This window comes from Dyella flava (genome assembly GCF_016904955.1).
GTDB classification, from domain to species: domain Bacteria; phylum Pseudomonadota; class Gammaproteobacteria; order Xanthomonadales; family Rhodanobacteraceae; genus Dyella_B; species Dyella_B flava.
This window is the reverse complement of the sequence record NZ_JADIKE010000024.1, coordinates 21334-47581: the sequence shown is the minus strand read 5'-3', so window position 1 is coordinate 47581 and position 26248 is coordinate 21334. Positions and strand designations below refer to the sequence as shown.

At 58.7% G+C, this 26248-nt stretch carries 28 protein-coding genes; 5 read left to right on the top strand and 23 right to left on the bottom strand.

The features are described 5' to 3' along the window. Positions 1-99: 99 nt before the first annotated feature. The 4 genes from chrA to ISP19_RS01940 form a co-directional block, all read right to left on the bottom strand. On the bottom strand, positions 100-1323 hold the full coding sequence (chrA, locus tag ISP19_RS01950) for a chromate efflux transporter (RefSeq protein WP_204679128.1): 1224 nt from the start codon (positions 1321-1323) through the stop codon (positions 100-102). Between the two features lie 17 nt (positions 1324-1340). Further along, positions 1341-2828, bottom strand: a complete 1488-nt coding sequence (locus tag ISP19_RS01945) for a multicopper oxidase family protein (RefSeq protein ID WP_204679119.1) — start codon at positions 2826-2828, stop codon at positions 1341-1343. A gap of 127 nt (positions 2829-2955) precedes the next feature. Beyond that, positions 2956-3168: a GDCCVxC domain-containing (seleno)protein gene (locus ISP19_RS21215; RefSeq protein WP_239556388.1), complete on the bottom strand. Its 213-nt coding sequence runs from the start codon at positions 3166-3168 to the stop codon at positions 2956-2958. Positions 3169-3282: 114 nt separating this feature from the next. After that, positions 3283-3888: a TetR/AcrR family transcriptional regulator gene (locus ISP19_RS01940; RefSeq protein ID WP_204679111.1), complete on the bottom strand. Its 606-nt coding sequence runs from the start codon at positions 3886-3888 to the stop codon at positions 3283-3285. Between the two features lie 127 nt (positions 3889-4015). Here ISP19_RS01940 and ISP19_RS01935 point away from each other — a divergent pair, with 127 nt between their 5' ends. Both ISP19_RS01935 and ISP19_RS01930 read left to right on the top strand, forming a co-directional pair. Then, positions 4016-4939 carry an NAD-dependent epimerase/dehydratase family protein gene (locus tag ISP19_RS01935; protein WP_204679109.1) on the top strand — a complete coding sequence of 308 codons (924 nt, stop codon included), beginning with the start codon at positions 4016-4018 and terminating at the stop codon, positions 4937-4939. Between the two features lie 2 nt (positions 4940-4941). Further along, positions 4942-5289 (top strand): DoxX family protein, encoded by a 348-nt coding sequence (locus tag ISP19_RS01930; RefSeq protein WP_204679107.1) that lies wholly within the window; start codon positions 4942-4944, stop codon positions 5287-5289. A gap of 260 nt (positions 5290-5549) precedes the next feature. Here the strand turns inward: ISP19_RS01930 and ISP19_RS01925 are convergent, their stop codons facing one another. Next, complete coding sequence (locus tag ISP19_RS01925; protein WP_204679098.1) at positions 5550-6113, bottom strand: TetR/AcrR family transcriptional regulator; 564 nt, start codon at positions 6111-6113, stop codon at positions 5550-5552. Between the two features lie 153 nt (positions 6114-6266). On the opposite strand from ISP19_RS01925, the gene ISP19_RS01920 reads away from it, so the two are divergent. Beyond that, complete coding sequence (locus ISP19_RS01920; protein ID WP_204679096.1) at positions 6267-7001, top strand: SDR family NAD(P)-dependent oxidoreductase; 735 nt, start codon at positions 6267-6269, stop codon at positions 6999-7001. A 102-nt stretch (positions 7002-7103) separates the two neighbouring features. Next, positions 7104-7694 (top strand): NADPH-dependent F420 reductase, encoded by a 591-nt coding sequence (locus ISP19_RS01915; RefSeq protein WP_204679094.1) that lies wholly within the window; start codon positions 7104-7106, stop codon positions 7692-7694. A 107-nt stretch (positions 7695-7801) separates the two neighbouring features. Here ISP19_RS01915 and ISP19_RS01910 read toward each other — a convergent pair whose 3' ends face one another. The 9 genes from ISP19_RS01910 to ISP19_RS01870 form a co-directional block, all read right to left on the bottom strand. Next, positions 7802-8191, bottom strand: coding sequence for a DUF6632 domain-containing protein (locus ISP19_RS01910; protein WP_204679092.1), 390 nt, complete (start codon positions 8189-8191; stop codon positions 7802-7804). Positions 8192-8269: 78 nt separating this feature from the next. Further along, entirely contained in the window at positions 8270-8731 is a 462-nt protein-coding gene (locus ISP19_RS01905; RefSeq protein WP_204679090.1) for a DUF6326 family protein, read from the bottom strand. A 1065-nt stretch (positions 8732-9796) separates the two neighbouring features. Further along, on the bottom strand, positions 9797-10069 hold the full coding sequence (locus ISP19_RS01900; protein ID WP_204679088.1) for a hypothetical protein: 273 nt from the start codon (positions 10067-10069) through the stop codon (positions 9797-9799). Positions 10070-10215: 146 nt separating this feature from the next. After that, positions 10216-10623, bottom strand: coding sequence for a GFA family protein (locus ISP19_RS01895; protein WP_204679086.1), 408 nt, complete (start codon positions 10621-10623; stop codon positions 10216-10218). Between the two features lie 861 nt (positions 10624-11484). After that, positions 11485-12330 (bottom strand): MBL fold metallo-hydrolase, encoded by an 846-nt coding sequence (locus tag ISP19_RS01890; RefSeq protein WP_204679084.1) that lies wholly within the window; start codon positions 12328-12330, stop codon positions 11485-11487. A gap of 433 nt (positions 12331-12763) precedes the next feature. After that, positions 12764-14512: an MOSC and FAD-binding oxidoreductase domain-containing protein gene (locus tag ISP19_RS01885; protein WP_204679083.1), complete on the bottom strand. Its 1749-nt coding sequence runs from the start codon at positions 14510-14512 to the stop codon at positions 12764-12766. A gap of 174 nt (positions 14513-14686) precedes the next feature. After that, entirely contained in the window at positions 14687-15595 is a 909-nt protein-coding gene (locus ISP19_RS01880; protein WP_204679081.1) for an alpha/beta fold hydrolase, read from the bottom strand. Positions 15596-15840: 245 nt separating this feature from the next. Next, positions 15841-17436 carry a tetratricopeptide repeat protein gene (locus tag ISP19_RS01875; protein WP_204679078.1) on the bottom strand — a complete coding sequence of 532 codons (1596 nt, stop codon included), beginning with the start codon at positions 17434-17436 and terminating at the stop codon, positions 15841-15843. Positions 17437-17708: 272 nt separating this feature from the next. Further along, on the bottom strand, positions 17709-17963 hold the full coding sequence (locus tag ISP19_RS01870; RefSeq protein WP_204679076.1) for a hypothetical protein: 255 nt from the start codon (positions 17961-17963) through the stop codon (positions 17709-17711). Between the two features lie 418 nt (positions 17964-18381). Here ISP19_RS01870 and ISP19_RS01865 point away from each other — a divergent pair, with 418 nt between their 5' ends. Further along, on the top strand, positions 18382-18915 hold the full coding sequence (locus ISP19_RS01865) for a dihydrofolate reductase family protein (protein ID WP_204679074.1): 534 nt from the start codon (positions 18382-18384) through the stop codon (positions 18913-18915). Positions 18916-19036: 121 nt separating this feature from the next. On the opposite strand, the gene mdcH is transcribed toward ISP19_RS01865, so the two are convergent. The 9 genes from mdcH to ISP19_RS01820 form a co-directional block, all read right to left on the bottom strand. After that, positions 19037-19966 carry a malonate decarboxylase subunit epsilon gene (mdcH, locus tag ISP19_RS01860; protein ID WP_204679072.1) on the bottom strand — a complete coding sequence of 310 codons (930 nt, stop codon included), beginning with the start codon at positions 19964-19966 and terminating at the stop codon, positions 19037-19039. A gap of 23 nt (positions 19967-19989) precedes the next feature. Continuing rightward, the gene (locus ISP19_RS01855; RefSeq protein ID WP_204679070.1) at positions 19990-20151 is read right to left on the bottom strand and encodes a hypothetical protein; all 162 of its coding nucleotides are present in this window, start codon (positions 20149-20151) and stop codon (positions 19990-19992) included. After that, positions 20148-21032: a triphosphoribosyl-dephospho-CoA synthase MdcB gene (mdcB, locus tag ISP19_RS01850; RefSeq protein WP_204679068.1), complete on the bottom strand. Its 885-nt coding sequence runs from the start codon at positions 21030-21032 to the stop codon at positions 20148-20150. Before mdcB ends, ISP19_RS01855 begins: the two co-directional genes overlap by 4 nt. Continuing rightward, positions 21029-21703 (bottom strand): malonate decarboxylase holo-[acyl-carrier-protein] synthase, encoded by a 675-nt coding sequence (gene mdcG, locus ISP19_RS01845; protein WP_204679066.1) that lies wholly within the window; start codon positions 21701-21703, stop codon positions 21029-21031. The genes mdcB and mdcG overlap by 4 nt, the downstream gene beginning before the upstream one ends. Then, complete coding sequence (mdcE, locus tag ISP19_RS01840) at positions 21678-22403, bottom strand: biotin-independent malonate decarboxylase subunit gamma (RefSeq protein ID WP_204679065.1); 726 nt, start codon at positions 22401-22403, stop codon at positions 21678-21680. The genes mdcG and mdcE overlap by 26 nt, the downstream gene beginning before the upstream one ends. Continuing rightward, positions 22390-23337, bottom strand: a complete 948-nt coding sequence (locus ISP19_RS01835) for a biotin-independent malonate decarboxylase subunit beta (protein WP_204679063.1) — start codon at positions 23335-23337, stop codon at positions 22390-22392. Before ISP19_RS01835 ends, mdcE begins: the two co-directional genes overlap by 14 nt. Then, on the bottom strand, positions 23334-23651 hold the full coding sequence (gene mdcC / locus ISP19_RS01830) for a malonate decarboxylase acyl carrier protein (RefSeq protein WP_204679054.1): 318 nt from the start codon (positions 23649-23651) through the stop codon (positions 23334-23336). Before mdcC ends, ISP19_RS01835 begins: the two co-directional genes overlap by 4 nt. A 12-nt stretch (positions 23652-23663) precedes the next feature. Continuing rightward, complete coding sequence (gene mdcA, locus ISP19_RS01825) at positions 23664-25310, bottom strand: malonate decarboxylase subunit alpha (protein WP_204679052.1); 1647 nt, start codon at positions 25308-25310, stop codon at positions 23664-23666. A gap of 117 nt (positions 25311-25427) precedes the next feature. Continuing rightward, complete coding sequence (locus ISP19_RS01820; RefSeq protein WP_204679050.1) at positions 25428-26210, bottom strand: alpha/beta hydrolase; 783 nt, start codon at positions 26208-26210, stop codon at positions 25428-25430. Positions 26211-26248 lie beyond the last annotated feature (38 nt).

Sequence of the window (26248 nt, the reverse complement as noted above, 5' to 3'; positions counted from 1 at the left end):
CGCATAGTTTGTGTCGGCTGCTTGCTATACACACCAACTATGGGTTCCTAAAAGGTACGGACTATGGAGCTCTGTCCAGTTGTGGACACAACGCTGTGGCTAAATCCCCAGCGTTCGCAGGAGCGATGCCGATACGCACCAAACTACGATCACCAGCGCAGGCCAGCGTGCTGCCACGAGCAAGGTAAAAGCAATCAATGCGATAGCAAAGTCTTTGGCATCCTTAATCGCGCTCACCCAAACGGGATCATAAAGCGCGTATGCCAAGAGGCCCACGACGGCGGCATTCACGCCAGCGAGCATGCGCGCCGCGCCATTTCTGTTTCCTAAAATTCGCCAGAACGGCAACGCTCCACTGACCAATAGAAGCCCAGGTAGAAAGATCGCCAATAGACTGACCGTTGCACCGATCCATCCGCCCGATCCGCCATTCAGGCGTTCACCCAGAAACGCGGACAGCGTGAACATCGGCCCGGGAACTGCCTGGGCTGCGCCATAGCCTGTCAGGAAAGTGTCGTTACTTACCCAGCCGGGATCGACGATTGCTTGTTTGAGGAGCGGCAGGACCACATGGCCACCTCCGAATACCAGCGCGCCCGTACGGTAAAAAGCCGCTGCCACTTGGCCCAGCGGCGGCAGGTACGATGTCGCGCTCAATACGACGGCGAGCAGCACTACGTAGGCTGCTATGCATACGCCTCCAAGCCGATGGCCGTAGTGCAATGCAAACGTTTCGCCTTGATGCGCTGTTACGCCACGACATAACCGAGGCCCCAATAGTGCACCTCCCGCAACAATGACGAGCTGCATCCATGCAGTACCGCTGACGGCGACCAAGCCTGCCGCCCCTGCCGCCATCAAAGCCCGTGGGCGATCCGGCGTCAGGGATTTCGCCATACCAGCGACGCCTTGAGCGACGACAGCGACCGCAACAAGCTTTAGTCCATGCACCAAGCCTTGCCCCCATGGCCCGGCGAGATGGCCGCTAAATGCGGCGAACACAAAAAGAAGCAAGGCGGACGGCAACGTAAAGCAGATGAAGGCGGCTATCGCTCCGAGCCACCCAGCTCGCAACAGACCAAGCGAAAAACCTAGTTGGCTGCTCGCCGGCCCAGGCAGGAACTGGCACAGCGCAAAGAGTTGACCGAAGTGTTCCTCGTCCAGCCAGCGGCGGCGCTCAACAAACTCACGACGGAAGTAGCCCACGTGCGCGATCGGACCACCAAACGAGGTGAGGCCTAATTTCAGGAAGGCGATAGCAACCTCGACCGCATGACCGGGACGCTTGTTATTCGATGGGGTGGCGACATTGGTGCGCAGCATGGACTGATCTGGCGCAGTCATACGCAGTCAAATAACGCCATGAATCCGAAATCCATGTGCAATTGCATGTGGCAATGAAACAGCGATAGACCTTTTTGAACCGCAGTGAAGTCAATGTCCATCGACTGATAACCACCCAGCATGGCGACGTCCTTGACGACGCCGCCCATGGGCAATCCGGCAATACGGGTAATCTCGAAGCTATGTCGATGCAGATGCATCGGGTGGATGTCGTCGCTCGCATTGTGCATGCGCAATCGATAACGCTTGCCTTGGTGAAGCTGGAACATCGCCTTCATCGTTTTCATGTCGAAGGCAACATCGTTGATTGTCCAGCGATTGAAGCCTTCGTCGGCTGCGTTCTGCTTGGCGAAGGTCATTTCGATCACTTCATCGGGGGTAGCTGCCACAGCAGCGTTCGGCAACGCGAAGCGTCGGTAATCCCACGCGAATGGTGAAGGCTTGACCCACTGCGGTTTGCCGCGATGTTCGGCGTACTCGACCACAATACCCATGCCACGACCGCGGTCATCGTCAGCCAGATCACCCAGTATCCATGTGCCCGGATGCTTCATCTCGACAATGGCGCTGATACGCTCGGCGGTGCCGAGCCACAACACAGGGACTTCTGCCGGATGCGGCACCGGGTTGCCATCAAGCGCGACCACCTTGAAGGTGTGACCGGGCAACGCGAGGCTGCGGATTTCAGTCGCGCTCCCATTAAGGATGTGGAATAACACGCGCTCGCCGGATTTCACCCGGATCGGATCGCCATGACCAAGCATGCGGCCATTGATCGTGAAAGCCTGATAACCCACTTCGTAGCCATGTGGCTGCCCCTGTGCCAGGGAGGCTTTCATCGCGGTCTCACCGCGCTCTTCTAGGGAACGATCACGATCGCTGGGATGGAGAAAGTCCATCGCCATATCACCGCCCTTGCTAAAGAACGGATCGAATTCCTTCAGCGTGAGAAACACCTCGCGATCGTACGCTCCCGGCTCATGACGAGACTCGATATAGACGGGACCGACGAGTCCGCTGTATTGCCCGATCGAGAGGTCACTGCCTGCGACAAGATGCGTGTGATAGAAGCGAAATCCGGAAGGCCCCGGAATGAACGATAGTCGGCGCATTCCTCGCGCAGGAATATAGGGCGTGCCTTCTTCCGCAGCGCCATCCATATCGGCCGAGAGGAACTGGCCATGCCAATGCAATTGCTCGTCTCTATCCGTGTTGTTGAACACATCGACCACGACACGCTGACCCTCTTTGAGCCTTACCAGAGGGCCCGGAAACTGGTCGTTATAAGTGGCGGTGGAGACGATGTGGTCCGGCGAGAGTTCAACCAGACTTCGGCCGATACGTAGCGTGTAGTCCGCCTTGCCGGCAAGCACCACTTGCTCTGCAGTGCTTTGCTCAGTGGTGGCCGGCAGCAATGAAGGCATAGCGCCGCCTAACGTGACCAGACTGCCCAGCTTCAGGAACTCGCGACGATCCATAGACATGGCCAGTCATTCTCAATGAAGTTTCGGTCGTTGAAACGTTGACGCGTGTGCGCTCTGTCATTCGTATCCACACGACGCATCGAGCAGGCGCTTCCCTAAGTCTCACCAGTAAGAAAGATGACACTACTCAACGGCAGCAGGACCGCTCCTGCTGTTTCGGTGGACATGGCACGGTGCCATAGGAACAGAACACACAACAGTCGCCCGGCTTTGGCCGCAGGAGTTCGCCGCACCCTTGGCAGTCATATAGAAACCAGCACGCGTCGGTGGGCATCGTTTCCATGGATCGATGCCCACAGAAGGGACACGTCACACTGCTTTGCAAAATCGGCTCGGACATGGATATTTTCTCTTAGCCTGTGAAACTGACCACGGCCGGCAGCCACACGGCCCATCCTCGCAAACTCGCTGTTACGCTCCGCATGCAACGGTTCGACATCTTATGCTGCACTTCTTAGCGAAGCGCAGCCGCCACTGCCTCATCAATCTGCAGCGCGAAGCGCGTTTCAACATCGGGCACCGCATAGCCAATCGACAGTTCCAGATATGCGTCGCCGAGCACCAAATTAATGAATGTCGCCGCCCGCAATGCAGCCGTCGATTCGTCAAATCGCTTTCGCAGAATTTTGGCAGCGAAGGCACGCACGACCTTTGCACCATTTTCGTAAAACACCTGGCCGAGTTCCGGAAGACGCTCGGCCTCAGCAACGATGGCCCGGTAAAGCCGCAGGTTATCCGGCGCGATAAGGATTTGCGCCAACAACCATCCCAACGCGCGCAATTCGACGTCGGGCGAGCCATCGGATTGCGCGTCCTGAGGGGCGGCAAGAAGTGCACCCACCTGAGCGCACATTGAGGTCACCAGACCAACGAAGAGTGCCTCCTTGGACCTGAAGTGGCGGTAGACCGTCTGTTTGCCGACGCCGGCGGCCGAGGCGACATCGTCCATCTTCGCCAGAGCGAAACTCTGGCGCAAAAAAACGGTTTTCGCGCCGTCGAGGATGGCAGACCGCTTGCGGCGTTGCAGCGGGCTAAGGCCGGGGGGAGAGGAAGCGTCCATAAGGGCTAATTAACAGATCGTCGCGGAGTTGACAAGACTGGCCAGTCTCGTTTAGATTCGCCAAAACGAGACTGATTGGTCTCGTTTGTGATTAATCAACTTCGCGAGCAATCGCTGGGAGAACGCTTTGAAACTATTCATTACAGGTGGTACTGGCTACATCGGCCAAGCCGTCGCGCGCAAGGCAATCAGCCTCGGCCATCAGGTGACGGCGCTGGTGCGCCAGGACAGGTCGGCGGCCGCCAGCGAGCTGGCACGTCTCGGTGTGAAACTGCATTCCGGCGACCTGCGTGAGCCACAGTCTTTCGCTGCGACTGCCGGTGCCGCTGATGGCGTGGTGCACACCGCGTCGACCGCCGATGCTTCCGCCGCGGCGGCTGATGAGGCTGCGGTTGTAGCGATGCTTACGCATCTGCATCCGGGCGCGGCGTTTGTCTATACGTCGGGCACCTGGGTCTATGGCAATACGGAGGGGGAGTCCGCGACTGAAACATCGGCGCTGAATCCGACACCACTCATCGCCTGGCGGCCGGCAGTGGAGCAGCATGTGCAGGCGTTGGCAGCAAGCCGTTCAATCGCCGCAGTGATCCTCAGGCCGGCGATGGTGCACGGCTACGGCGGCGGTGTTTTCGGCATGCTCGCCGGCATGGCCCGGCAAACCGGCAACGTGCGGGTCGTCGGCGATGGTCGCAATCACTGGCCCGCCGTTCACGTCGATGATCTCGCGACGGCTTACCTGAGCGCGGTGGTGCGGGCATTAAGCGGGGACGGTCAAGTTACAGGACAGATCTTCAACGTAGTCGCGGAAGATGCCGTTGCCGTTGCCGAAATGGGTGAAGCGATCCGGGCCTCGGTCGGCGCCGATCGCGTCGAACCTTGGCCGCTCGACGATGCTCGCCAATCGCTTGGACCGTTCGCTGATGCGCTGGCGCTCGACCAGAAAGTAAACGGCCAGCATGCCCGGCGAGTGCTTGCGTGGAAACCCCATGGCCCCGGCTTGATTGCGGACCTCTCCGCTCAAAACCACTTTCAGCAAATCAACGGAGCATGACGATGGCGTGGAACAGTGTGTCTTTCGAATTGATCCTCGCGATGATCGTAGCGGCTCTGTTCGCAGTTGCCGGGGTGATCAACCTCGCAAGACCCGGCGCGGTGAAGCGCGACTTCGCACGCTGGGGTTATCCGGCATGGTTTCAGTTGCTCTGTGGCGCTCTCGAGCTGCTCAGTGCGGCACTTCTTCTTGGACAACAAACCAGAGTCTTAGGCCTAACGCTGGCTGGCGCCATCATGATCGGCGCGCTCTTCACGTTGCTACGAAACCGGGAGCCGTTCGGGCATCTCGCTCCGGCGCTGATCTTCTCGGCTCTCATTGTGGTTACTGTGGTGGTTCGCTTTTTCTAGCGACGACTGGCCTTTGGTAGTGAACTGCCCACTGGGCAGATGAATGGCAAAGCTGGTCAGTTCATTCGCCCGAGTGGTTGCGCGCCCGAGATAGCAATTCCCGGCAACGGCAATAAATTTATCCAGCACAACTTGTGTGGCAACGACGCGGCGTCTGACTTAGCACTGGTCACTACCGATGGCCTGTTCAGCCCGAGCCGGAATCAACGTACAGCTCGACCGGGATCCGCAAGTAACCCGGTTCTTCCACCCGCAGTCGATCAGTCAACCCGTTTTGACGGATTTGTCAGGATGGCGCTCGCGATAACGTGAAAAAGATGATCGGCCCGCGGTGCGAATGCGGGTTGGCCCTCGAGCCAGCCGAGCGCCGACATCAGGGCGAACAGGTCGTCCCCATTCATATCGGCGCGCGCCGTGCCTTCGGCCTGAGCACGGAGCAGTAATCGCGCGCCCACTGCATGCACGGTTGCGCATGAAGCGAAAAGCGCAGAGTCCGGGTCCGCGTGGGCGCTCGCGATCAAATCGACGACGCCGCGATAGCTATGGACGAATGCCACCCCTTCGCGAAACCAGGACACGAGCGCTTCGTCTGGTGAATTCGACGTTTCGAGTTCGTCTGCCTTCTGCGCCAGTGCGTCCAGATTCGTACACATCAACGCTTCGAACAAAGCTTCTCGCGTCGGGAAATGACGAAGCAGCGTGGCCAACCCGACGTCGGCCCGGCGGGCGATATCTCGCATGGACGCATCGACGCCATGCTCGGTGACGATGTCACGCGCGACGGCAAGTAGATGACTGTAATTTTTTCTGGCGTCGGCTCGCATGGGTTGCCTTGACAAGCGGATCACTGATCCATATATTTGGATCAGTGATCCGCTTGCTGTGAATCAGGATCTGGATCGGTGATCCACAAGATACAGCGCCCTTGTCCCCATGGGAACAGAGACGCTGTCCGACGCGACGAAAGGTGAAAAGTCATGGGAAAGCTTGAAGGTAAGGTTGCAGTCATCACGGGCGGCTCGAGCGGCATGGCCCTGGCAAGCGCCAAGCGGTTCGTGGAAGAAGGCGCCTACGTTTTCATCACGGGCCGGAGGCAGGAGGCACTCGATGAGGCCGTCAAGCTGATTGGCCGGAACGTGACCGGCGTGCGCGGCGACGCGACCAATCTCGACGACCTCGACCGCCTGTTCGATACAGTCAAGCGGGAAAAGGGCAGGATCGACGTCCTGTACGCGAGCGCCGGCATCGGCGAAGCCGTCCCACTGGGCGAGATTACCGAGCAGCATTTCGATGCGACCTTCGGCCTGAATACGCGCGGCACGCTGTTTACAGTTCAGAAGGCGTTGCCGCTGTTCAACGATGGCGGATCGATCTTCATGACCGGGTCGGTTGCTTCGGTGAAAGGTTTTCCTGGCTACGGCGTGTATGCGGCGAGCAAGGCGGCATTGCGCTCATTCGCACGCACATGGCTCAACGAACTGAAGGGCAGAAATATCCGGGTGAACGTGCTGAGCCCGGGGCCGATCGCCACACCGATGCAGGACCAGGTTCTCACCGAGGAGGCGAAGCAGATGTTCGAATCCCTGATCCCGCGGGGAAAGATGGGGCGTCCTGAGGAAATTGCGGGGGCCGCGCTGTTTCTTGCTTCAGACGATTCGAGCTTCGTGAATGGGGTGGAGCTGTCTGTCGACGGCGGCTTCTCGGCCATCTGACATCGCGCCGAAAAGCGTGCGGGTGCCTCGCACTCCGGCAAGACGCCCATCACGCCTGGACCATTCCGGGCAACCCACTTCAACACCGATCGGAAAGGCAACATGAGCTACGCAATTGTAGGTTTCGGCACGGTCGGCCAGGCGCTCGCCCGCATGTTCGCCCGCAAGGGCATCGAAGTGGCCGTAGCAAGCAGGCGTCAGCCTGAAGCGCTAGCGCCGCAGGCAAACGCGATCGGCCCGACGATCGTTCCCAAGACCTTGGAAGACGCGCTCGAAGCCGACATCGTCATGCTGGCTGTCCTGTACGGGCAGCACCGAGATGTCGCGAAGGCACGGGCAAGCTGGAAGGGCAAGATCGTGATCGACGTGACCAACACTCTCGACGATTTGGGCGGCGTTCCTTCTTCTTCGGTCATAGCCCAGGCCCTGCCCGGCGCTCAATTGGTCAAAGCGTTCAACCATCTGCCTGCCCGCGTCCTCGCGGAAGACCCGGCTATCCACGACGGACGACGGGTTGTATTCCTGTCGAGCGACGATGAAAGCGCGACCGCAACGGTCGCCGCCCTGGTCGAGCGGCTCGGCTATGCGCCGGTTAATCTCGGCAAGATCGCGGAAGGCGGTCTGCTCGTGCAGGCGCGGAACGGGATCTGGGGGCCACTGGTCTTCCAGGACCTGTTCAAGAAAGGGCAGTGATCGATGTTCGACGATGTGATGTAAACAACGGTACCGTTTTTTCCCGACGGAGTATCTCTTCCGTAGTCATGGTCGCTACTGAACTTGAGCACGTCTTCTCAACCCCTTCACGCCACTCCTGGCGCGACTGCCTCGCGTTTTGCTGGCAGAAGTGCTAGCAGGACGACTCCGATCACAAGGGCTACGATCACATCAGTAAAGTTCCGGTGGACACCGTGATTCCAGGCTTCCACGGTTTCAATAGCCATCACCGTGCCGTGGGAGATATTCCACCAAGCTGCCAGAGCAATCATCGAGCGATGCTCAGAGGGTCTCCTTGCGGCGATGAGCAGAAAGACCCCAACCGGAATAAAGAAGCTCAGAAACATCGGCTCGATCTCGTTCTTCTGCTCCAAAAGCCAGCGGGAATGCCAGAGATCCAAATATAGAAAATAAATCAGGGCCAGATTGAGCAGCCCCACGATCACCAAGACGATCTGTGTCAGGCGTTCTCTCATCACGTTGACCTCATTTAAGCGAATCTTGTTGCGAGCGCAGCAGCGGCTCACGCAGAGGGTTTTTGAGAAATTCGGTGGTTACGAAGAAGTGGTCCCAGCTTCCGGTTGGCGGACGATCCGCTCCGAACTAATTTCTGGCTTCACCCCTGACCAGGTCCACGCCTGCCAGATGATGACCAAGGTGGCTACCGTTTCGATCGTCCCGAAGAATAAGTACTCAGGAAAAGCGGGCGGCCTGCCCCATCCGACCAGAGGCGGAACGAAGGTCAGGAAACCGTTTACAACGGTCATAACGCTACCCGCGATGATATTCACCAACCGGTTCGCTCTAAACGGAAGCAGCCGACACGCCAGAATCATCGCGATGGGTATTTCCATCAAGACCGCTGAACCCAGCAGAGCCCATTGGGTGAGATGTGGAGCTCCGTCCGCTGGATTTGTCGAACCAACAATAGCGAACAGGGCAACAACGTCCGCATACAGATAGTTGAGTAACGCGAAGATCCACAATAAAGACAACCGCTCCTTTGCGTAAGGCATGTCAACCTCCCACGGAAGAGCAATACAGGATCTGAGTTGAGCTCCCAGTCAGCCCGGCGCGATCAGCGGCCTGGACACGTAAATCAGAGGCAGGCCCACCGAACACTGGAATAAAGTGCGCCTGCGCTTCGCGCCGCCCTTAGTCTAGCCAGTTTGGCACCGTCAGGCTTTTTAACGCTCAAAACCGGGCTTTGCGCACTGTTCTCGAAACAACGGCACCAGGTTGAGTTTCGCGCAAGGCCTCCGAAAATAAGTGGCCCGACTCGTCCGCCTGCAGTTCATTAGTCAACCCGGTACTGAAGTATCCCCACGTTTTCCGGGTCGTCATTCCCGCGGAAGCGGGAATGACGGCGACGCAAGATTGATCTTTTTTGCGATACGTATCCCTTTGTCTGAACCGCAAAAAAGTGGGGACACCTCAGAACCCGGTACCGTTTTTAGCCATGGCTTCCGATTGGAACAGTCGCTCCGATCAGCACTAGCCTCCGGTTATCGCCCCAATCCATACAACATTGCCCTTCCCGTCACGCCCCACTCTCAAGCAAAAAACACGGCCATCAAGGTTGGCGGTCGAGAAATCGATGGCTCGATCCCTGGGCGTATATCGACGTGCATCACATACCAAGGGCCTAGCCGCAGACAGGCGGAATCGTTTCCCCGTGCGAGTTTCCGTGAAGTAACACAGCAACGAGCCTCGGCCCTTTTTGTTGGACCATGTCTTGAAGTCCAGACGGCCTTCCCAAGTGCCTTCAGGAACTTCGAGCCATTCGTATGCGCCTGGATCAAACCCGGCATCTGTGGCCTCACTAAGAGTGCAAGCATGGCGCACCGCCGTATAGAACGGCGGCGGTCTGTCTATGTATGCCTGCGGTGCGTAGTCGACGAATTCCATCCTCGCCCCCTTCTAAACCACGCGAAAGCGGCTAAAACATGCACGCGACAAGGTGAAGGATATGTGAGGACACAGGGCCGGGCTGTTAGTCCTCTGATTTAGTCTGGCACTGAATTACGGGGAGTCGACACGTGGACGCCCAGGAAAAAGTGTTCTGATCCCCTTAAGTTTCGTTAGAGCAAGCGATCTGCTCGATTTGACAATACATATTTTCCCCAAGGCAACACGAGATATGTCTCCTCATGGACGGTGGCATGTAGATCGAAGGGCACCGCATAGTAGCCAACAGTTACAAATGGCCACCTGACCGCGGAACCAACCTTGAACTGACTTGCAGGAACAATTTGACCACCAAAACCAAGCCCTTTTGCACCGGATGCGATTGCTCGTTGCCTTGCTTCTTGCTCGATAGATGACCGCGCAAGATCGGCAGTGATGTAGCCCAAGATTGCCAGCCCGATCAAAACGGCAACTGAGACACCTGCTACTTTTTTCCAGCGTGAGGTCAGTAGTGCTAACGCCTGAGTTAAGTGGCATGCGGTACGCGCGTCCGCTTTGACGAATAGTTAGGCAGCAGGTGCAAGCGGCTGAATCAGGGTAACTGAGGATATTGTGGAATTGCCTGACTAAGGCAAACCCACGGTTGCGCGCTGGCCGTCCAAATGTCCAGCATCGGCTGAAACTCCGAAGCATCATCCAGCGTAGGAAAGCGAACGGACATGAATCCCGGGTTGACATCGCCGCGCGTGAACAATGGCGAACCGCATTGAGGGCAGAAGCTGCGAATCGCGAGACCGCCACTGCCCGCGCGAACCGAGTACGTTTTAGGCGTACCAGTGATCTCTATGCCCGAGTCCGCGACGATGAAGCCCGAAGCGAATGGGGCACCGCTGGAACGCTGACAATCCAGACAGTGGCAATTGAGCATCGCGACGGGCGTACGTGAGCACACGTAACGAATCGCCCCACATGCGCACCCGCCGGAAAATGGAGTAGTCATATCGAAACTTCCTTTGCTGCCTAGCGGCTGAGTTAAGCGGCGCGCGGTACGCGCGTGTGTTTGGATGAGTTGTTAGGCCCCCTCATAGCGACCCAACCCACAATGTGGACATTTCCTGCCCAGCGTAAGGCTGAGGCGCTGGTTGACGTGGAACCGATGGTTGCAGCGAGGACAACGGAACCATACAAACCATGACATTGCCAAATAACTACAAACAACCCATACAATTGCAGGAATAAGCGAAAGCGTTTGATTTGCAGCCCTTGCGCCGACGAGTGCAGCAATGGGGGCTAAAGCCAAAGGAATGAGCACCGCCAGCCACTGGCGTCGTCGATAGTCTGCCCAATTTGATCTGTAGGATGATATTTCCTGCATAGGACCTGCCGCCTGAGTTAAGCGGCAGGCAGCGCGCCCATCCGCTTGGACGAATAGTTAGAGCCTGCCGCGACGCTTAAACCAAAGCCAGACGGCTACACCAGCAAGCACAACAGAAACTAGAAAGACGGAGTAACCAGCAATAAGAAGTTGCGAAGCACTACGACAATACTGCTCTGGCGATGAAAGGCTGCTTGGTCCGCAATGGGCAAAATGCAGTGATGCGGTGCTAAACGCGACTACAACCATAAGTGCCGCGATGAAACCGAGCGCCAATGAGATTGTGAAGAAAAACCAGGTTGGTATTCGAGCCATGGTCATAGGACGCTAACTACCTAATAGACGGACGAGGACGTCCGGTTATGCATCCTCGCCGTCTTTCTGAGCGCGGCCGATGAACGACTGATTTCTCGCAACTCTATCGACCCGGCACCCGGCTAACAATCCGTCGCGGAAAAGGGCCGGGCCGGAAAGGGGCCACCGCCCTTACACCACAAATCTAAACGCCGCACCGTCGCGAACGACCTGGCCAGCAGTGGGCGCGGCGAAGTGCGTGCCGATCACAAGGATGGTCTGGTCGGCCCATTCGGCGAACAGGCGCGCGCGGGTGAGCGCAGCGGTGTTCGGATCGTTGTCGCCGAGCACCCAGTCGGGGTGCGCCATCTGACAGGGGTGGTGGGCCATGTCGCCGGTGATCACCGCCCGCCCACCCTCGGACTCGATCATCACGCTGACGTGGCCCGGCGTGTGACCGATGGATGGTATGAGCCGGATCTCCGGCGAGATCACATGGTCCAGCTCCACCAGCTGGACGAGGCCAGCGTCGAAGATCGGCTTGACGCTATCGCTGAGCATCGCCTGCTGCTCTTCGTCATCGTAGGCTTTCCAGAAGTCGTACTCGCGCCGGCCGAGGAGGTAGCGCGCCTTCGGGAAGGTCGGTATCCACTTGCCGTTCTCGAGCATCGTGTTCCAGCCGACGTGGTCGACGTGCAGGTGCGTGCATACCACGGCGTCGACGCCGTCGCGCGACCAGCCCACCTCGCCAAGATGCTGCAGGAACGGCGTCGCCAACGGCAGGCCGCCGGTGATCTCGCGCGGCCGGTCGTTCCCGACGCAGGTATCGACGACCAGCTTCAGCCCCGGCGCGTCGACCAGCAGCGCGTGAACGCTGAGCTTCAGGATGCTGTCGTCCTCGCTGACGAAGTGTGGATAGAGCCACGGCAACTTGCGCAGCTCCGCGGCCGTGGCCTGTGGCATGAACTCGGTCGGTACCGGCAAATCCATCTCAACGATACGAGTGATCTTCACCCGGCCCACTTGCCAGCTCAACATAGCGCGCACCCCTCTTCGCTCATGGTTCGGCTTGCCAGAAGTCTAGGAGCCCGCGGCTCAGGTTTCATCCGATGCTTCGCCGTCGCCAAGCTCGTTGCGCGGTGCCCTAAAACCGGTCTATTCGCTACGACGACGAATGGCGAAATCTGAACTCGACAAGGTGTCCATAAAAATTTTGTTTCCTTCGTGTCGAGCATGGATTGACTCAAGCGGAGATCGCCGACGTGGGCCAGGAAAAAAACGGTCCGGGTTCTGATGTGTCCCCACGCTTCCTCGCCGTCATTCCCGCGAACGCGGGAATCCATGTTGCTTTAACAGCAAGAGCAAGATGAATCCCCGCTTTCGCAGGGAATGACGGCGAAAGCGGGGATCCATCTTATTAGAACGGCAAAATGTGGCGCTACCTCAATACCAGCGCGACGTCGATCCGGCGCTAGAGATCAAGTTCGATATCGGTGACGGGGCGTGCGCAGCATATGAGTTCATTGCCATTGGCGGGCACGTCAATGGGCTCCGGGTCGTAGCGAATTCGGCCGCCGATAAGCGCGGTCTCACAGTTATGGCATACACCGGTACGGCATGCCCATCGGACTGGAATGTCACAGGCCTCGGCGAACTCCAGCAAGCTTTGGAATGTGTCGGACCAAGGTACGGTCAAACCGCTTCGACTGAAGGAAATGATCGGCCCATCCCCTTGAACCCCATCCGGTGGATGGGGACTCCTACCCGGGCCTGCGACGATGCCGGGCGTCATCGACGCCTCGCTCCCGAAAGTCTCGGTATGGATATTCGCGCTCACGACTCCCATGCCTTTCAGGCCAGCCATGAGACCAGACATGAAGTTCGACGGGCCGCATAGATAGAAGTGTGCCTTGGCCGGCACACCCAGCCGTTGCATCGACACGGCGCTGATATGTTCTGTGGCATCAAAATCACGCCCAGGTCGATCTTCGGGGCGAGGCTGGCTGTAGGCGACAAGCACATGGACCTTGGGCAGCGCTTCAAGCAAATGGCGTACTTCCGCAGCAAAAGGATGCTCGGCGCCGTTGCGCGCACCATGAATCCAATACACATCACGATCGGTGACGCCATCCGCCACCAGCTGATGAAGCATGCCGAGCACTGGCGTGACGCCGATGCCGGCACTCAAGAAGACGATCGGCGCATTGTCACTCCGCAGCGTAAATGTTCCGCGCGGCGCACTGACTTCAAGCACATCGCCCGCGTGAACGCTGTTATGTATGTAGCGACTCCCGTCACCGGAACTGAGCTTTACGCTGACGCGATACACGCCTCCTTCGCCGATGTTGGAGATGGAGTAATTCCGGGTCAGCGTGCCGCTGCCGTTGGCACCAGGAAGACGCAGCACCACAAACGATCCCGCGGCGGGCGGAGCGAGAGCAGGTGGCTCATTGGCGACCAGCAGCAGCGACTTCACGTCATGGCTCTCATTGACGACACTGATCACTTTAAGCGCGCGGAATCCCTTCCATGCCAGCGGTGGAAGCACGGGCCCAAGCCCGGCGTTGCCTGGTGACCCCGAGTTCGCCAGCAGCGCTTCGAAGGCACGTTTCCATCCTGGGCTCAGCGCTGGTTCGTTCGCGACACGACGGACAAGGTCCTCAGGATGATCTGGCAAGTAGAGCAACGCATCGGTTTCGGCGACGGTTATCGCCTCACGTCCTTGCGCGACACGAATGATTTCATCGCCGGCGCCGATCTCTCCCTCCTCGATGACGCGAAAATAAAATCCGGGCCTTCGATGCGACACGAGCAGTGCGGGCATACGTGGCTCGTTCATCCGCAAACCCAGGCGATAGCATGTGACACGCGGCGCCGATACTTCGAACAGCGCACCGCCAATGCGGTACCTGTCACCGATGCACACCTGATCATCAGCAAGCCCATCGACCGTCAGATTCTCTCCGAACATCCCGTATTCGGGGAGACTTCGGTGCAGGATCTCCTCCCAATATCGGTAGGAAGCGACCTGATAGACCATGGCGGCTCGATGCAGGCCACCATGGCCGTGACGATCTCCTTGAGCATCGCCGTCAATATTGATACGCCGCGCCATCACCCGCCCGGTCACCGGGCGCTTCCAGATAGCGGTACGAATGATTTTTCCCCGCCACTCCACGTCTGCTGGAAGACCGACATTGACAGAAACGACGTGGCTCATGGCTCTGGTCTCCGCGAGCATCAACGCAAGGCAGATCAGCACATGCTACGCACTTCCCGTCTCATTGGTGGCATCGAGGCCTAAACGGATCGATCTGGATACGTACGCATAATTTGTGCCGGTGGCTTATCAAGGACACAAACCACGGACCACTAAAGCATGCACATCTGGATGTCACGCCGGCTGTCGTTCCGCCGCGATACGACGATGAAACGCCAGCAAGCCATCGAGCGTACCGTTGGGGTCCTCAATCTGCGGGTAATGGCCGATGCCCGGCAACAGCACGGTATCGGCATGCGGCACCAGTTCGCGGTAACGCTTCACCATGTGCTCACCTGATACAGGATCTGCGGGACCGTTAATCAGGCGCAGTGGTACCTGGGTGGCTTGCAGGGCGCCCACCCAGCGTTCGCGGTTCGCGTGGCGTTCGGCGATGTACCCGATCAACTTGTGGGCGATGCGCTGTCCGTGCTGGTGCGAACACAGTTGCCAGAACTGGTGCATCTCGGCTGCGTCCAGGCGGTTGTCCCGGCCGAACAACGGCGCGAAGCTGCGGGCAAAGCTTCGCTCATTGATCATCGCCGCCAGCAGCGGCCCCAACGGCGTGAGCAGCAGCTTTTGTACCGGGCGCGCACGATGGGTTTCCGGAAATAGGCCGCCATTGAGCAAACAGACGGACTGCAACTCAAGCGAGCGGTCACCGGCGGCACGACGCTGCTCGTAGCGTGCCAATAATTCCTGGGCGACGGTGACCCCATAGTCGTGGGCTAAAATGTGATAGTGCGTGACACCCTCAGCGTAAAGCAGGCTCTCGTGCAAATCGGCCTGGTCGTAGATGGAATAGTTGTAGTGACGCGGCTTGTCAGACCACCCGAAGCCGATCATGTCTGGAGCGATCACTCGCGAGAAATGCCGGCACAGCTCCATCCACAACGCGTGCCAGTCCCAGGAGGCAGTAGGGAAGCCGTGGATGCACACCAGCACGCCTCCCTCACCGCCGCCATCAGACTGCCAGAAGATAGGATGACCGCGGTGCGAAAACTGCCGACCAGTCGCTCTCCAGGATTCGAACGTCTGTGTCATGCCGAGGCCCCACTAAGCGCATCCAAAGTTAACGCACTCACCACGCGTGCCCCGAGCTTGACGCTCGACCGCACCACGACGTGACATCGAAGTTGATGCATGGTCACGAGTGGCTGGGCACCTGATAAACATGCAGCGATCCCGTTCGGATCAAAAGATACAGCTTGTCCTGCACGAAAGCGGCCGATCAAGAGGAAAAACACATCTGGGCCCAATCACCGCAAACCCTTGATTACCTTTTTGACTCACACGCCGATCTTTTCCGGGTGCTTCAGCAGATACGCGCGCATTTCATCCGTTTGCGTCTTCCACTGTGGATCGTCGCCGAAATGGTCAATGAAGTAGTGAATGGTGTCGTAGACACCCGGGAGGTTGTGGTCCATTTGATTGCAGGAACGAATGATGTAACCAGCCGGCCTTTCCGGATAGCGGCTTATTAGGATATCGGCTATCGCTTCAGCCTTATTGGGCTGATGTCCCGCGTGGTTGTACAGGTCGCCAAGGCCACCCAGGGCATCCAAGTCGTACGGATCGCGTTTGAGCACTGTCAGAAATGCACTTTCAGCCTCTTTAACGTGGCCGGTATACATATAGACCTTGCCCAGCTGTGCACCGATCGCATTGTTGCCGGGAAAACGTTGCGATGCCTGGACAATGCTCTGGATAGAGCCATCAATGTCACCGACTTTACGCATGGTGTAGTCGCGCCAAACCAGTGCGTCCATATTGGTTGCGTCGAAGCGCAGCACTTCGGAATAAAGCTCGGTCGCCAAGCGGAATTCGCCCTGGTTGTAAGCCTCGTCGGCGAGATCGGTAAGCCTAAAATGAGTCACGTTCTTGGCAGCGGCAAGTTTCAGTTGCCGGACAACATCGAACGGACGAACCATGTCGGCCGAGGTCAATCGATAGACCGGCGGCGCGTTAACGATCATCCGCAGCAGTGGGTTGCGCGGGATCAGAGGTTCAATTTCTCTAACCTGCTCATCTTCGCCACCGAAAGCATTGCCCCATTTGGGCTGTGCCTGGTTCATCATCTGCGTGCGGATCCGGAAATTTGCGGGATCGACCATCAGACCGCGTTCGGCAGCCTGGATCATATAACCATCATCCCCGTCCAGAGCTCCGGCCCAGATCATGTCGCTATAAACCACGGTCATCGCAGGTTGCAGTGCTGCGGCGCGATCCAGATCCTGGCGTGCCAACGCCAATAGCTGGCGCATGTCCGTAACCTGGGTGTCATTGAGATCGCTGTCCCAGCCGGTGCCCCGTGCCTCAGAAGCTGCATCGAGATATTGCATACCGCTAGCCGCCAGCGCAAAAGGACTGCTGGGTACCAGCTGTTTCCATCTGTCGATGATCTTTCGCGTGTCCGGGCTGGCATGATCAAAACCGGCGCTAATCAGCGCCTCGTCGAACACCCCAGGCTGTTTGGGGTCATGCAGTTGCGTATCCAGATAGCCCTGAAAAAAGTGCTCCACTTCGTCTGCTTTACCCTGTTGCAACATCGCGTCGATATCGGATAGCTGCAAACTTCTACGATTGAGGAGCTGGCAATAGGCTGCGGTGGTTTCTTCGCTCCAATCGCTACCCGGGGGATTCGGGTAGCTCAGGCAGCGCTGGAGCGGATCGGCGATGCCATCCGCCTTATGGACTGCGGCCATAAAAACATCGTAGTCCGCAGTTGACCGCCTGGCCTGGTTGGCGTTTTGCCGACCGGACCAGATGGGGATCAGCAAGACCGTCGCCACCGCGATCAGTACCAGGCACAGCAGTAACTTCCAATCGTTAGACCGGCTAATGCGACCCGACTGAGCTGCTCTCTCGCGATTCGAATAATCCATAAATCCCCTGTCTTCGTCCCAGAATATTTACCGGACCAGCAACGCCATCTTAAATCGCGGCTCGTTTCCCCTATTTACCGAAATAGCATTCGATCCGATCAGCAATTATCAAAAAAGCCAGGCTGAATTTCCAGCCCAGGCGGGCAGTGACCGGCCAAACACAGGACGGCACTTGGAAGCCTTATAAACCTGGAACTATTATCTTGCCACCACACGTAACCGAGACATCCACTATTTTGACGCCAAGCACATCAACGTGACCGCCTGCGTAATTAGTCATCGCCTTCTTTTGCGACGCCCTCGCTCGTCTTCGCCGAAGGCATATATCTCAACTTGCTTCTTACGATTAGTAAAGCAATCACCGTCAATACGAGATATACAAAAGAAGGGACACGCCAGCCCAAGTACGTTTTAATCACATATGCAACTCCCTGAATAATTGCGCCCGCGAGTAAAATCGCTGGAATTACTTTGAAGTAGGAATGCCACAGCCTTCCCCAGTCATATTTCGGCCAGTTTTTTTGCATCTACAATCCTGCCCCTTTTCCAGCACTTTCGGCGTGATACCGCCGGTTGTGGGTTGTGCCGTCCAGCAGTCCCGCCAATCTGCCCGTAGCAGCGGACTTGCCCGCCGCAGCCCAAGTTGCGGCGGCAGTCACACGAAAAACTGTTACGGTGTGACCGGGACATCCACTGATTGAACGCCAAGCGCAATACAGGAGCAAGCCTGCATCCAGGCTCGCCCCCACTTACAACTAAACCCCTGGTACGTCTCCCCTCGTCGACTTCAGCAACTCAGCATCGACCGGGCACAAGGACGGTGTAACCCGCACACGACATCCAGAACGCCATGCCCTGCATGCCTTAAGCAAACCATGACGCCAACCTCACTTCTACGCATCGGCGCTCCAAGCTACCCTCAAGGCTTTGGACTGGAGATCTTCCATGGCCAAGCTCGTCTACGAATTGAACGTCTCCCTGGATGGCTACATCGACCACCAGGCATTCGGGCCGGTTAACCCCGTGCTCTTTCGTCACTTCATCGAGCGAGTGCGCGGCCTGACCGGCATGGTGTACGGGCGCGGCATGTATGAGGTCATGCGTTATTGGGACGAAGAGCATGCCGACTGGGATGCGGATCGACGCGAGTACGCGGCGGTGTGGCGGAGCCAACGGAAGTGGGTCGTATCGCGCTCGCTGAAGTCGGTCGGCCCCAACGCCACCCTTGTCGCCGATGACGCCGAGGCGGTGATACGGGGGCTGAAGGCCGAGCTCGCCGGGGAGATCGAAGTCGCCGGAACAGATCTGGCGCGAAGCCTGGGCGAGCCTGGCCTGATCGATGAATATCGACTCTACGTCCACCCGGTCGTGGTGGGTCACGGCAAGCCATTCTTCGCGGGGCCTCGGCCGCGGCTGCGCCTTGTGGCTAGTGATTTAATCGTCGAGGACGTGATCAGGTTGACGTACGCTCCCGCTTAGCGGCGCGACGCACGCGACCAGCTCATCAAGGCCCAAGCACCCGAGGCCCGGGATAACCGGAGGCCGGATATACGTGAGCAGGCGACATCGACGTCAAAGCGCCCGATGCTTGCACCCGCACTCATGTCACTCGCGAGAGCCAATCCACTATCCCCTGCACGGAACGAAAGTCGTCGACGCTACGTGTAGGGATATGGGGATACGCACCGGCAGCCATGTCGGCGAGTGCGCGACCAGGACCGAGTTCCAGAAAGGCGACGGCACCGGCCTCGACGCAGCCGTCCAGGCACCTTGCCCATTGGATGGGTTGGGATATCTGCAAGGCCAGCTTGTTCACATCGTTCTTGGCATCCAATACGGAATCGCCATCGATCCCGCTGAATAGTCGAGTACCCGTCGTTGGCGAAGGTTGAAGGTGGATGCCGGCCAAAATATGACTAAAGGCGACAGATGCGTCTGCAAGCAAGTAGGTATGCGAAGGCACGTTTACGGGAATGGATACGACCCGCGCGGCACCGAGGCGACGTGCCTCTTCGGCCATAGCTTCCAGCGCTGTGCGTCGGCCACCCAATACCCAGGCATCGGCCGGATTGCAGATGGCGATGGCTGCTTCTCGGCCTACGCACAATTGTTCGATGCCTGCCTCACCCAATCCTCGAATGAAGAGCATGCCTTCGTCGCCGTGACTCGCCGCATCCATCACGCCGGCACGCGCGGCGACAAGATCGAGTGTTTCGGTGGTGCCGATCAAACCGGCCACGCCCCATGCCGCCACTTCGCCCACGCTATAACCAGCTACGCAACGTGGCCTTGGAAAAACATCGTTGAGTACTGCGATGGCGGACAGTGCCTGTAGCGTGCAGAGCAACTGCGCCGTCCGATTAGCATGAAGGACGTCACGCTCCGCACGCTTTACCAGAATACGTGGATCCTCACCGAGCAGCGTTGCAGCATGCGCAAAGAGCGCGGCAACCTGAGGGGCGTTGCCCGTCAGATCGAACATGCCAGCGTGCTGGCCGCCTTGTCCTGAGCAAAGAATAGCGAGTGCCATAACGTGCTCTCCTCACCCCAGGGCTACGCACCAGCCGTTGCGAGCGTCAACATGGACACGGTCATTAGAACAATCATTCCCGTGATGGCGGCAGGTACACCCAACACAAGGCCATCGCGAAAGCCAGCAACGTCCGAACCAGGTTGGCGATGAGACACGCGTGCCATCAGGGCGATGTTGATCACGGCAGTACTCCTACGTCCAGCTCGTTCACAAAGAGGCTCATGGCAAGTAGATCTGCAGCACCACCTGGACTGAGTCGACGTTCGACAAACGCGTTATGGATGGCTTCGGCGCGACAAAGCCATTCTTCGTGTCCGACACCGCCATGATTGAGAAACTCCCGCGCGGCTTGCTGCGCAAAGCGCAGACCGTCCAGACCGCCGCGATGCAAAAGGTTGGTGTCTTCGAGGACGGCGATCAGTGCAAAACACGCTTGAACACGCGCGGCTTCCGCATTGCCCGGTGCCAGGCGCGCCACAGCGCGCAGCGCCGGAAGACCGATCTGATAGACACAGTGAAATCCTTGAGCAGCTTCCTGTCGGGCGCCACCTGCACCATAGCGTGATCCAGCCATTTCGCCGTGGCTATCGGGAAGTCGTGGCCCGGCAACGATCTCCCTGCCCCATCGACGGCTGACGTGGACGCCTAACGGTGTTTGCGAATCGGCATGACCGGCTTCGCGAAACCCGGCAGCAGCGCAAAGCAATCCGATCCCGAAAATCGCGCCGCGATGCGTATTCACGCCGCCAGTTGCATGGAGCATGGCGCGTTCGGCACGCAAACCGATCTTGCGCAATACCGACATGGACTCGTCATGCATGCCCGCATCGACCATTTCTGCAAAATAGGGTCGAAGGACGGATGCGCTTCGCCGGAACATATCGGCATCCATGTCGGTGTGGCTTCCTGTATCGACATGACTCACCAGACCAGGCTTGGGCCACGTTTCGATTTCCAATCGCAGGCAGCGTTCGGCCAATGCCGCAATGCGCTCCTGAAACGAACGAACACGTGGATTGTTGTCGATCGAAACATTCGGCACTGCGAAGGCTTGCGTATTCATGACGAAGTTCCGATGAAAGACTCACGCGTACAAAGAATCACGTCATTGGCCGTCTTGAGTACCAACTCCGCGGCCGCGGCATGCAATTCACGCCAGTTCACGCCCGCGCCGTCCGCACGTACCAATTCGCCGTCGAGCCGCATTGGAGCGTGCGATTCAATCTCAGCGAGATCCGCGAGAAACATGTGGATCACATCGAGACCTGGAAGGGTCCAAATGATGTCGAGGTCAGAGCGCGGGCTCAGGTACACCAGGCCGGTCAATCGCTGCCATGCAAGACTGCCGAACACACGAGCCTGCACGCCGTCTTTCTTTGCAAGCGCCATCAATTGCCGCAGGCTGGGGTGCCACGCGGGTGGCGCTGTATGGAAACAATCGGCCAAGGTGGGCAAGCGTTCCGATGCAATGATGTCTTCGGCGCGCATCTGTATCGAAATGCGCCGCTTGCCGGCCGAGGGCGGCAGCGGCAGGCCCAGCGGCAAGCCCTCACCGTCGCCCGGTGAGGGGCGTCGCACAATGAGCGGCCAACCGCGACGCGCCCAGTCATGCAGCAAAGGCTCATTGGCCAAATCATCCCGCGACGCGAGCAAGGCATCCCACGCCGCGGGAAGAACGCGGACCAGCTGATGCCGTTGCAGCGGCTGGTCAGACCGAGGCGCGGGCAAGTTCATAGACACGCTCGGCGATGTCGGCAGCTTTCGGACGACCGTTGCGTTCCTTGCCAAGTTTGTCACGCGAGTCTTCGCGCTCGGCCGGCGCGGACAGCACGCTCTGCAATTGATCGGCGAGCGAACCAGCGGTGTCCAGCGTGATCGCTACCGCACCGGTCTGCGCCAGGTTATCCAGACCCGGCGCAAAGACCGGCGTGGACTTGGCCTTTTCCTGCAACACGTCGATGGATAGCTTGGTCACGCGTGACATGGATGGCAGATCCATCACCGCTGGCTCAGCACCAGGGAGCGCGACCAGGATTTGTGTTGCCAGTGCTGTTGCGATGAATGCGCCCGCGGCGGTGTGACCGTAAAGTAATCCGATCGTGCGGTGACCAAGCTTGTCCGCCAGGATCAGGCACTTCGCCAGATGCGCCAGGAACTCGTTGAGACCAAGCAACTCGTCGCGCTTGCTCATGCGCTGACTGTCGCTGTCGATCAAGACCAGGATCGGTTCGTTGCCGCCCGGCTTGATGACGTCCAGCACGTGGCCGGCAAGGAGCGCCGCTTCTTCGACGCCAACCGGGGTTCGACCATCCACGCCGATCACCGCCACGGACCCGCCATCCGGAAGCGGGCCGCGTCCGGAGATCAAGCCACGCTCAAGTACTACGTCATGGCCATGGGGAAACAGGGATGCAAGAATGTTATCGAGCGTCATGACGGGGCTCCTGAAGATCATTGGCGAGAGCGGCAAACTCTCGGTAGTGCAATGCGGGAAGGTTTTCCGGTTCGGCCGCCCCGAGTGACCGCCAGATATCGACGGCATCCGAACAATGACCAAAGCGTTCGATACGCTGGGCGAGGCGGCTTTGCTCTGACTCCAGCGTGCTCAGACTCATGCTTGGCGCATGCTCGATGAGGTAGCGGGCCGCGTCACGAAAACTTGCCATCGTGTCGTCGGCGAACACTTCCGCACCGCCGATCAGGCGCCGATGTTTGCCGCCCATGGTGCGCCATACCAGCGCACGATCCTTGGAATCGAACTCCTCCACACCGCGATTGGTTTCGATCACTTCCGGGCCCGAGACGCTGATGCGCCCCTGCTCCGATACCGCCAGGGCCGAGCAACAGCCGGCAATCAAACCGCCGCCGCCGTAGCATCCAGCACGGCCGCCCACCAACCCCACCACCGGCACACCCACGAGGCGCGCCTCGATCAACGCGCGCATGATCTCGGCGATCGCCAATTCACCCGCGTTGGCTTCCTGCAGGCGCACGCCGCCGGTATCGAACAGGATAAGTACCGGCACCGAAGCCATGTCACGCGCGGCGCGCAGCAGTCCGGTCAGTTTGGCGCCGTGTATCTCGCCAAACGCACCGCCCATGAAACGACCCTCTTGCGCGGCAACCAGAACGGGCTTACCACCAAGCCGACCGTAACCGACGATCATTCCATCGTCGAACTGCTCCGGCAGGTCGAACAGCGGTAGATGCGGGCTGGTCTCACGCCATTCGGGACCGATGAATTCGTTGAAGCTGTTCGCGTCGAGAAGATGCTCCACGCGCTGCCTGGCCGATGCCTCGTACCAACTGGACGTTGATACGGACGCATCGTCATGATCTTTCGATGTCTCCGATACCACGGCGATCATGTGCGTTCTCCTTCGATAGCGCTGACGGCTTGCGCCAATCGCAGCGCAACCGTGTCGGGCCGCGCTCCGCCGTCATTGATGGAAAATTTCAGGCCGCCCGGGGAACGACGTTCCACGAAGTCGGCAACCACTGCCTGCCAGATTTCACCGAAGCCCTCAGCGGCCGTGCGGATATCCACCTCACACTCGCTATCGGGAAGCACGCGTTCTGCGAGCACCTCCAAGTTACCGGAAGCGACTACGCCGACGATGACCTGGCGCTTTGAGCCCTTTGCGCGCTGCGGCGCCTTATGGCGATAATTCAATGTTTCCATGATCGTGTCTCCTCACCAATTGCGGAATTTGGAAGGCGGTGCGTACAGATCGCCGGACCACCGGACCAGATCCTTGATGGAACGTGCTGCCAGCAAGCGGCGATCGGCATCCAGCGGATCGATACCGAGATCTTCCGGGCGTCGAATCACGCCACGTTCCCTCAGTTGCTGCACCAGCTTCCTGTCGCGCCCTCGCCCTACATCGGTATAACCGGCAACACCGCGGATGGCGTGTTCCCGCTCATCGTTGTTCCGGCAGAGCAGCAGATTGGCGATGCCCTCCTCGGTCACGATGTGGGTCACGTCGTCGCCATAGACCATCACCGGTGCGAGATCGAGCTTGAGCTTGGTCGCAAGTTTGAGCGCATCCAGGTTTTCCACGAACAGCGGAACGTTCTTGTCGCCAAACGTTTCACCGATTTGCACGACGAGCTTGCGTCCTCGGCGCAAAGCGGCGGGGCTATCGGGATCGGCTTCCTTGCCCGCCTGCAGCCAGGGCTGGCTGGGATGGCGCCGACCGCGCGCATCGCTGCCCATGTTCGGCGCCCCGCCAAAGCCGGCCACGCGATCGGCCGTGACGGTTGAGGAGTTGCCCTGCAAATCGATCTGCAGCGTGGAACCGATGAACATGTCGCAGGCATACAGGCCGGCGACCTGCGAGAACGCACGGTTGGAACGCAACGACCCGTCGGGGCCGGTGAAGAAGACGTCCGGACGAGCACGTATGTAGTCGTCCATGCCGACTTCCGAACCAAAACTGTGGACCTGCTTCACCCAGCCCGATTCGATCGCTGGGATCAAGGTGGGATGGGGATTAAGCGCCCAATGGCTGGCTACTTTTCCTTTCAGCCCCAGCCGCTCGCCATAGGTCGGCAGCAACAGCTCGATCGCGGCGGTGTTGAAACCGATGCCGTGATTGAGGCGCTGCACGCCATACGGCGCGTAAATGCCCTTGATGGCCAGCATGGCGGTGAGGATCTGTGTTTCGGTGATGGCGCCGGGATCACGCGTAAACAGCGGCTCCACATAAAACGGTTTGTCGCTCTCGATAACAAAGTCCACCCAGTCACCGGGGATGTCGACACGCGGAACTTTGTCGACAATCTCATTCACTTGCGCAATGACGATCCCGTCCTTGAAGGCGGTGGCTTCGACGATGGCGGGCGTGTCCTCGGTGTTCGGTCCCGTGTAGAGATTGCCTTCGCGGTCGGCGCTGACCGCGACGATCAGCGCCACCTGCGGCGTGAGATCCACGTAATAGCGCGCGAACAGTTCCAGATACGTGTGTACCGCACCAAGCTCGATCTTGCCGCCGAACAGCAGTTTGGCGATGCGCTGGGACTGCGGGCCCGAGTATGCGTAATCCAGACGCCTGGCGATGCCCAGCTCGAAGAGATCAAGATGCTCGGGAAGCACCACCCCCGATTGCACCATGTGCAGGTCGTGGATTTTCTCTCTATTTACCGCCGCCAGCGCTGTCGCCAGAAGATCGGCCTGCTTCTGATTGTCGCCTTCCAGGCAGACGCGATCGCCGGGCCGAATGACGGCTTCAAGCAAGGCGGTAGCATCCTTCTTCGCAACACGCTTGCCTTGCGCGTACGGTGCTCCGGCCCGTTTTCTCGATTCGCGCAGACGCTGCGCGTTGTCCCAGGTGGTCATCGGAAATTCTCCGCTTTTTCGAGTCAGCTCGCTTCCGTCTGGAAGCGAGCGCGTTTTCGATCTGCAGTTGAATAGCGCCGTACGTTTCGCAGCTCCACCAACCGCCAACACCGTTATTTAGTGCGGGGCGTGGGTGGCGGCTTCTTCGATCAGCGCGGCGACTTCTTTCGGATGCGATTCGTACACGGAGTGGCTCGCACCGGGCACTTCAATCGTGGTGCTGTGCGCACGCTTGGCGTACATCCGCTCCAGATCCGGATTGATGATGCGATCATCCATCGCCACGGCATACCAGCTGGGCTTGTCTTTCCAGGCCGGGTGACCGGCCGGCGTGTCGAATACCGATGCCGCCGTCAGCTCTTGTGCATTCGCTTCGAACTCAGCCTGCTTCAGCGGTAGATCCGCTGCGAAGTCAGCCGGGTAACGGGACGGCTCGAGATAGAGAAAGCCATCTGCGGTCTTCTTGACGTCGTGGGTTTTGCTGGTTGCGTTCGGGTAGAGCTTGGTGTTGCCCACTTCGGTTTCACCCTGATCCAGCGCATGCGCGGCGATATAGACCAGTCCGACCACCTTCGGATCGTTGCCGACGTCCGTAATGATCGCGCCGCCATAACTGTGGCCAACGAGAATGGTCGGGCCATCCTGCATGTCGACGATTCGCTTTACGGCGGTCACGTCGGCACCAAACGATGTCAGGGGATGTTCGGCAATGGAAACGTGGTAGCCGTCTTTGACGAGGATGTCATAAACCGGCTTCCAGCCACTGCCGTTAACCCATGCACCGTGCACCAGCACGATGTTATGGATGGGTGTTTCGGCCATCACTGCGGCCGGCGCCGCAACGGTTCCTGCGAACAGGGCGACGGATAACAGGATGCGCTTACTGATTTTACTCTTCACGGGGTAGATCCTCGGGGATTGGGGTCGGACGATGCGCT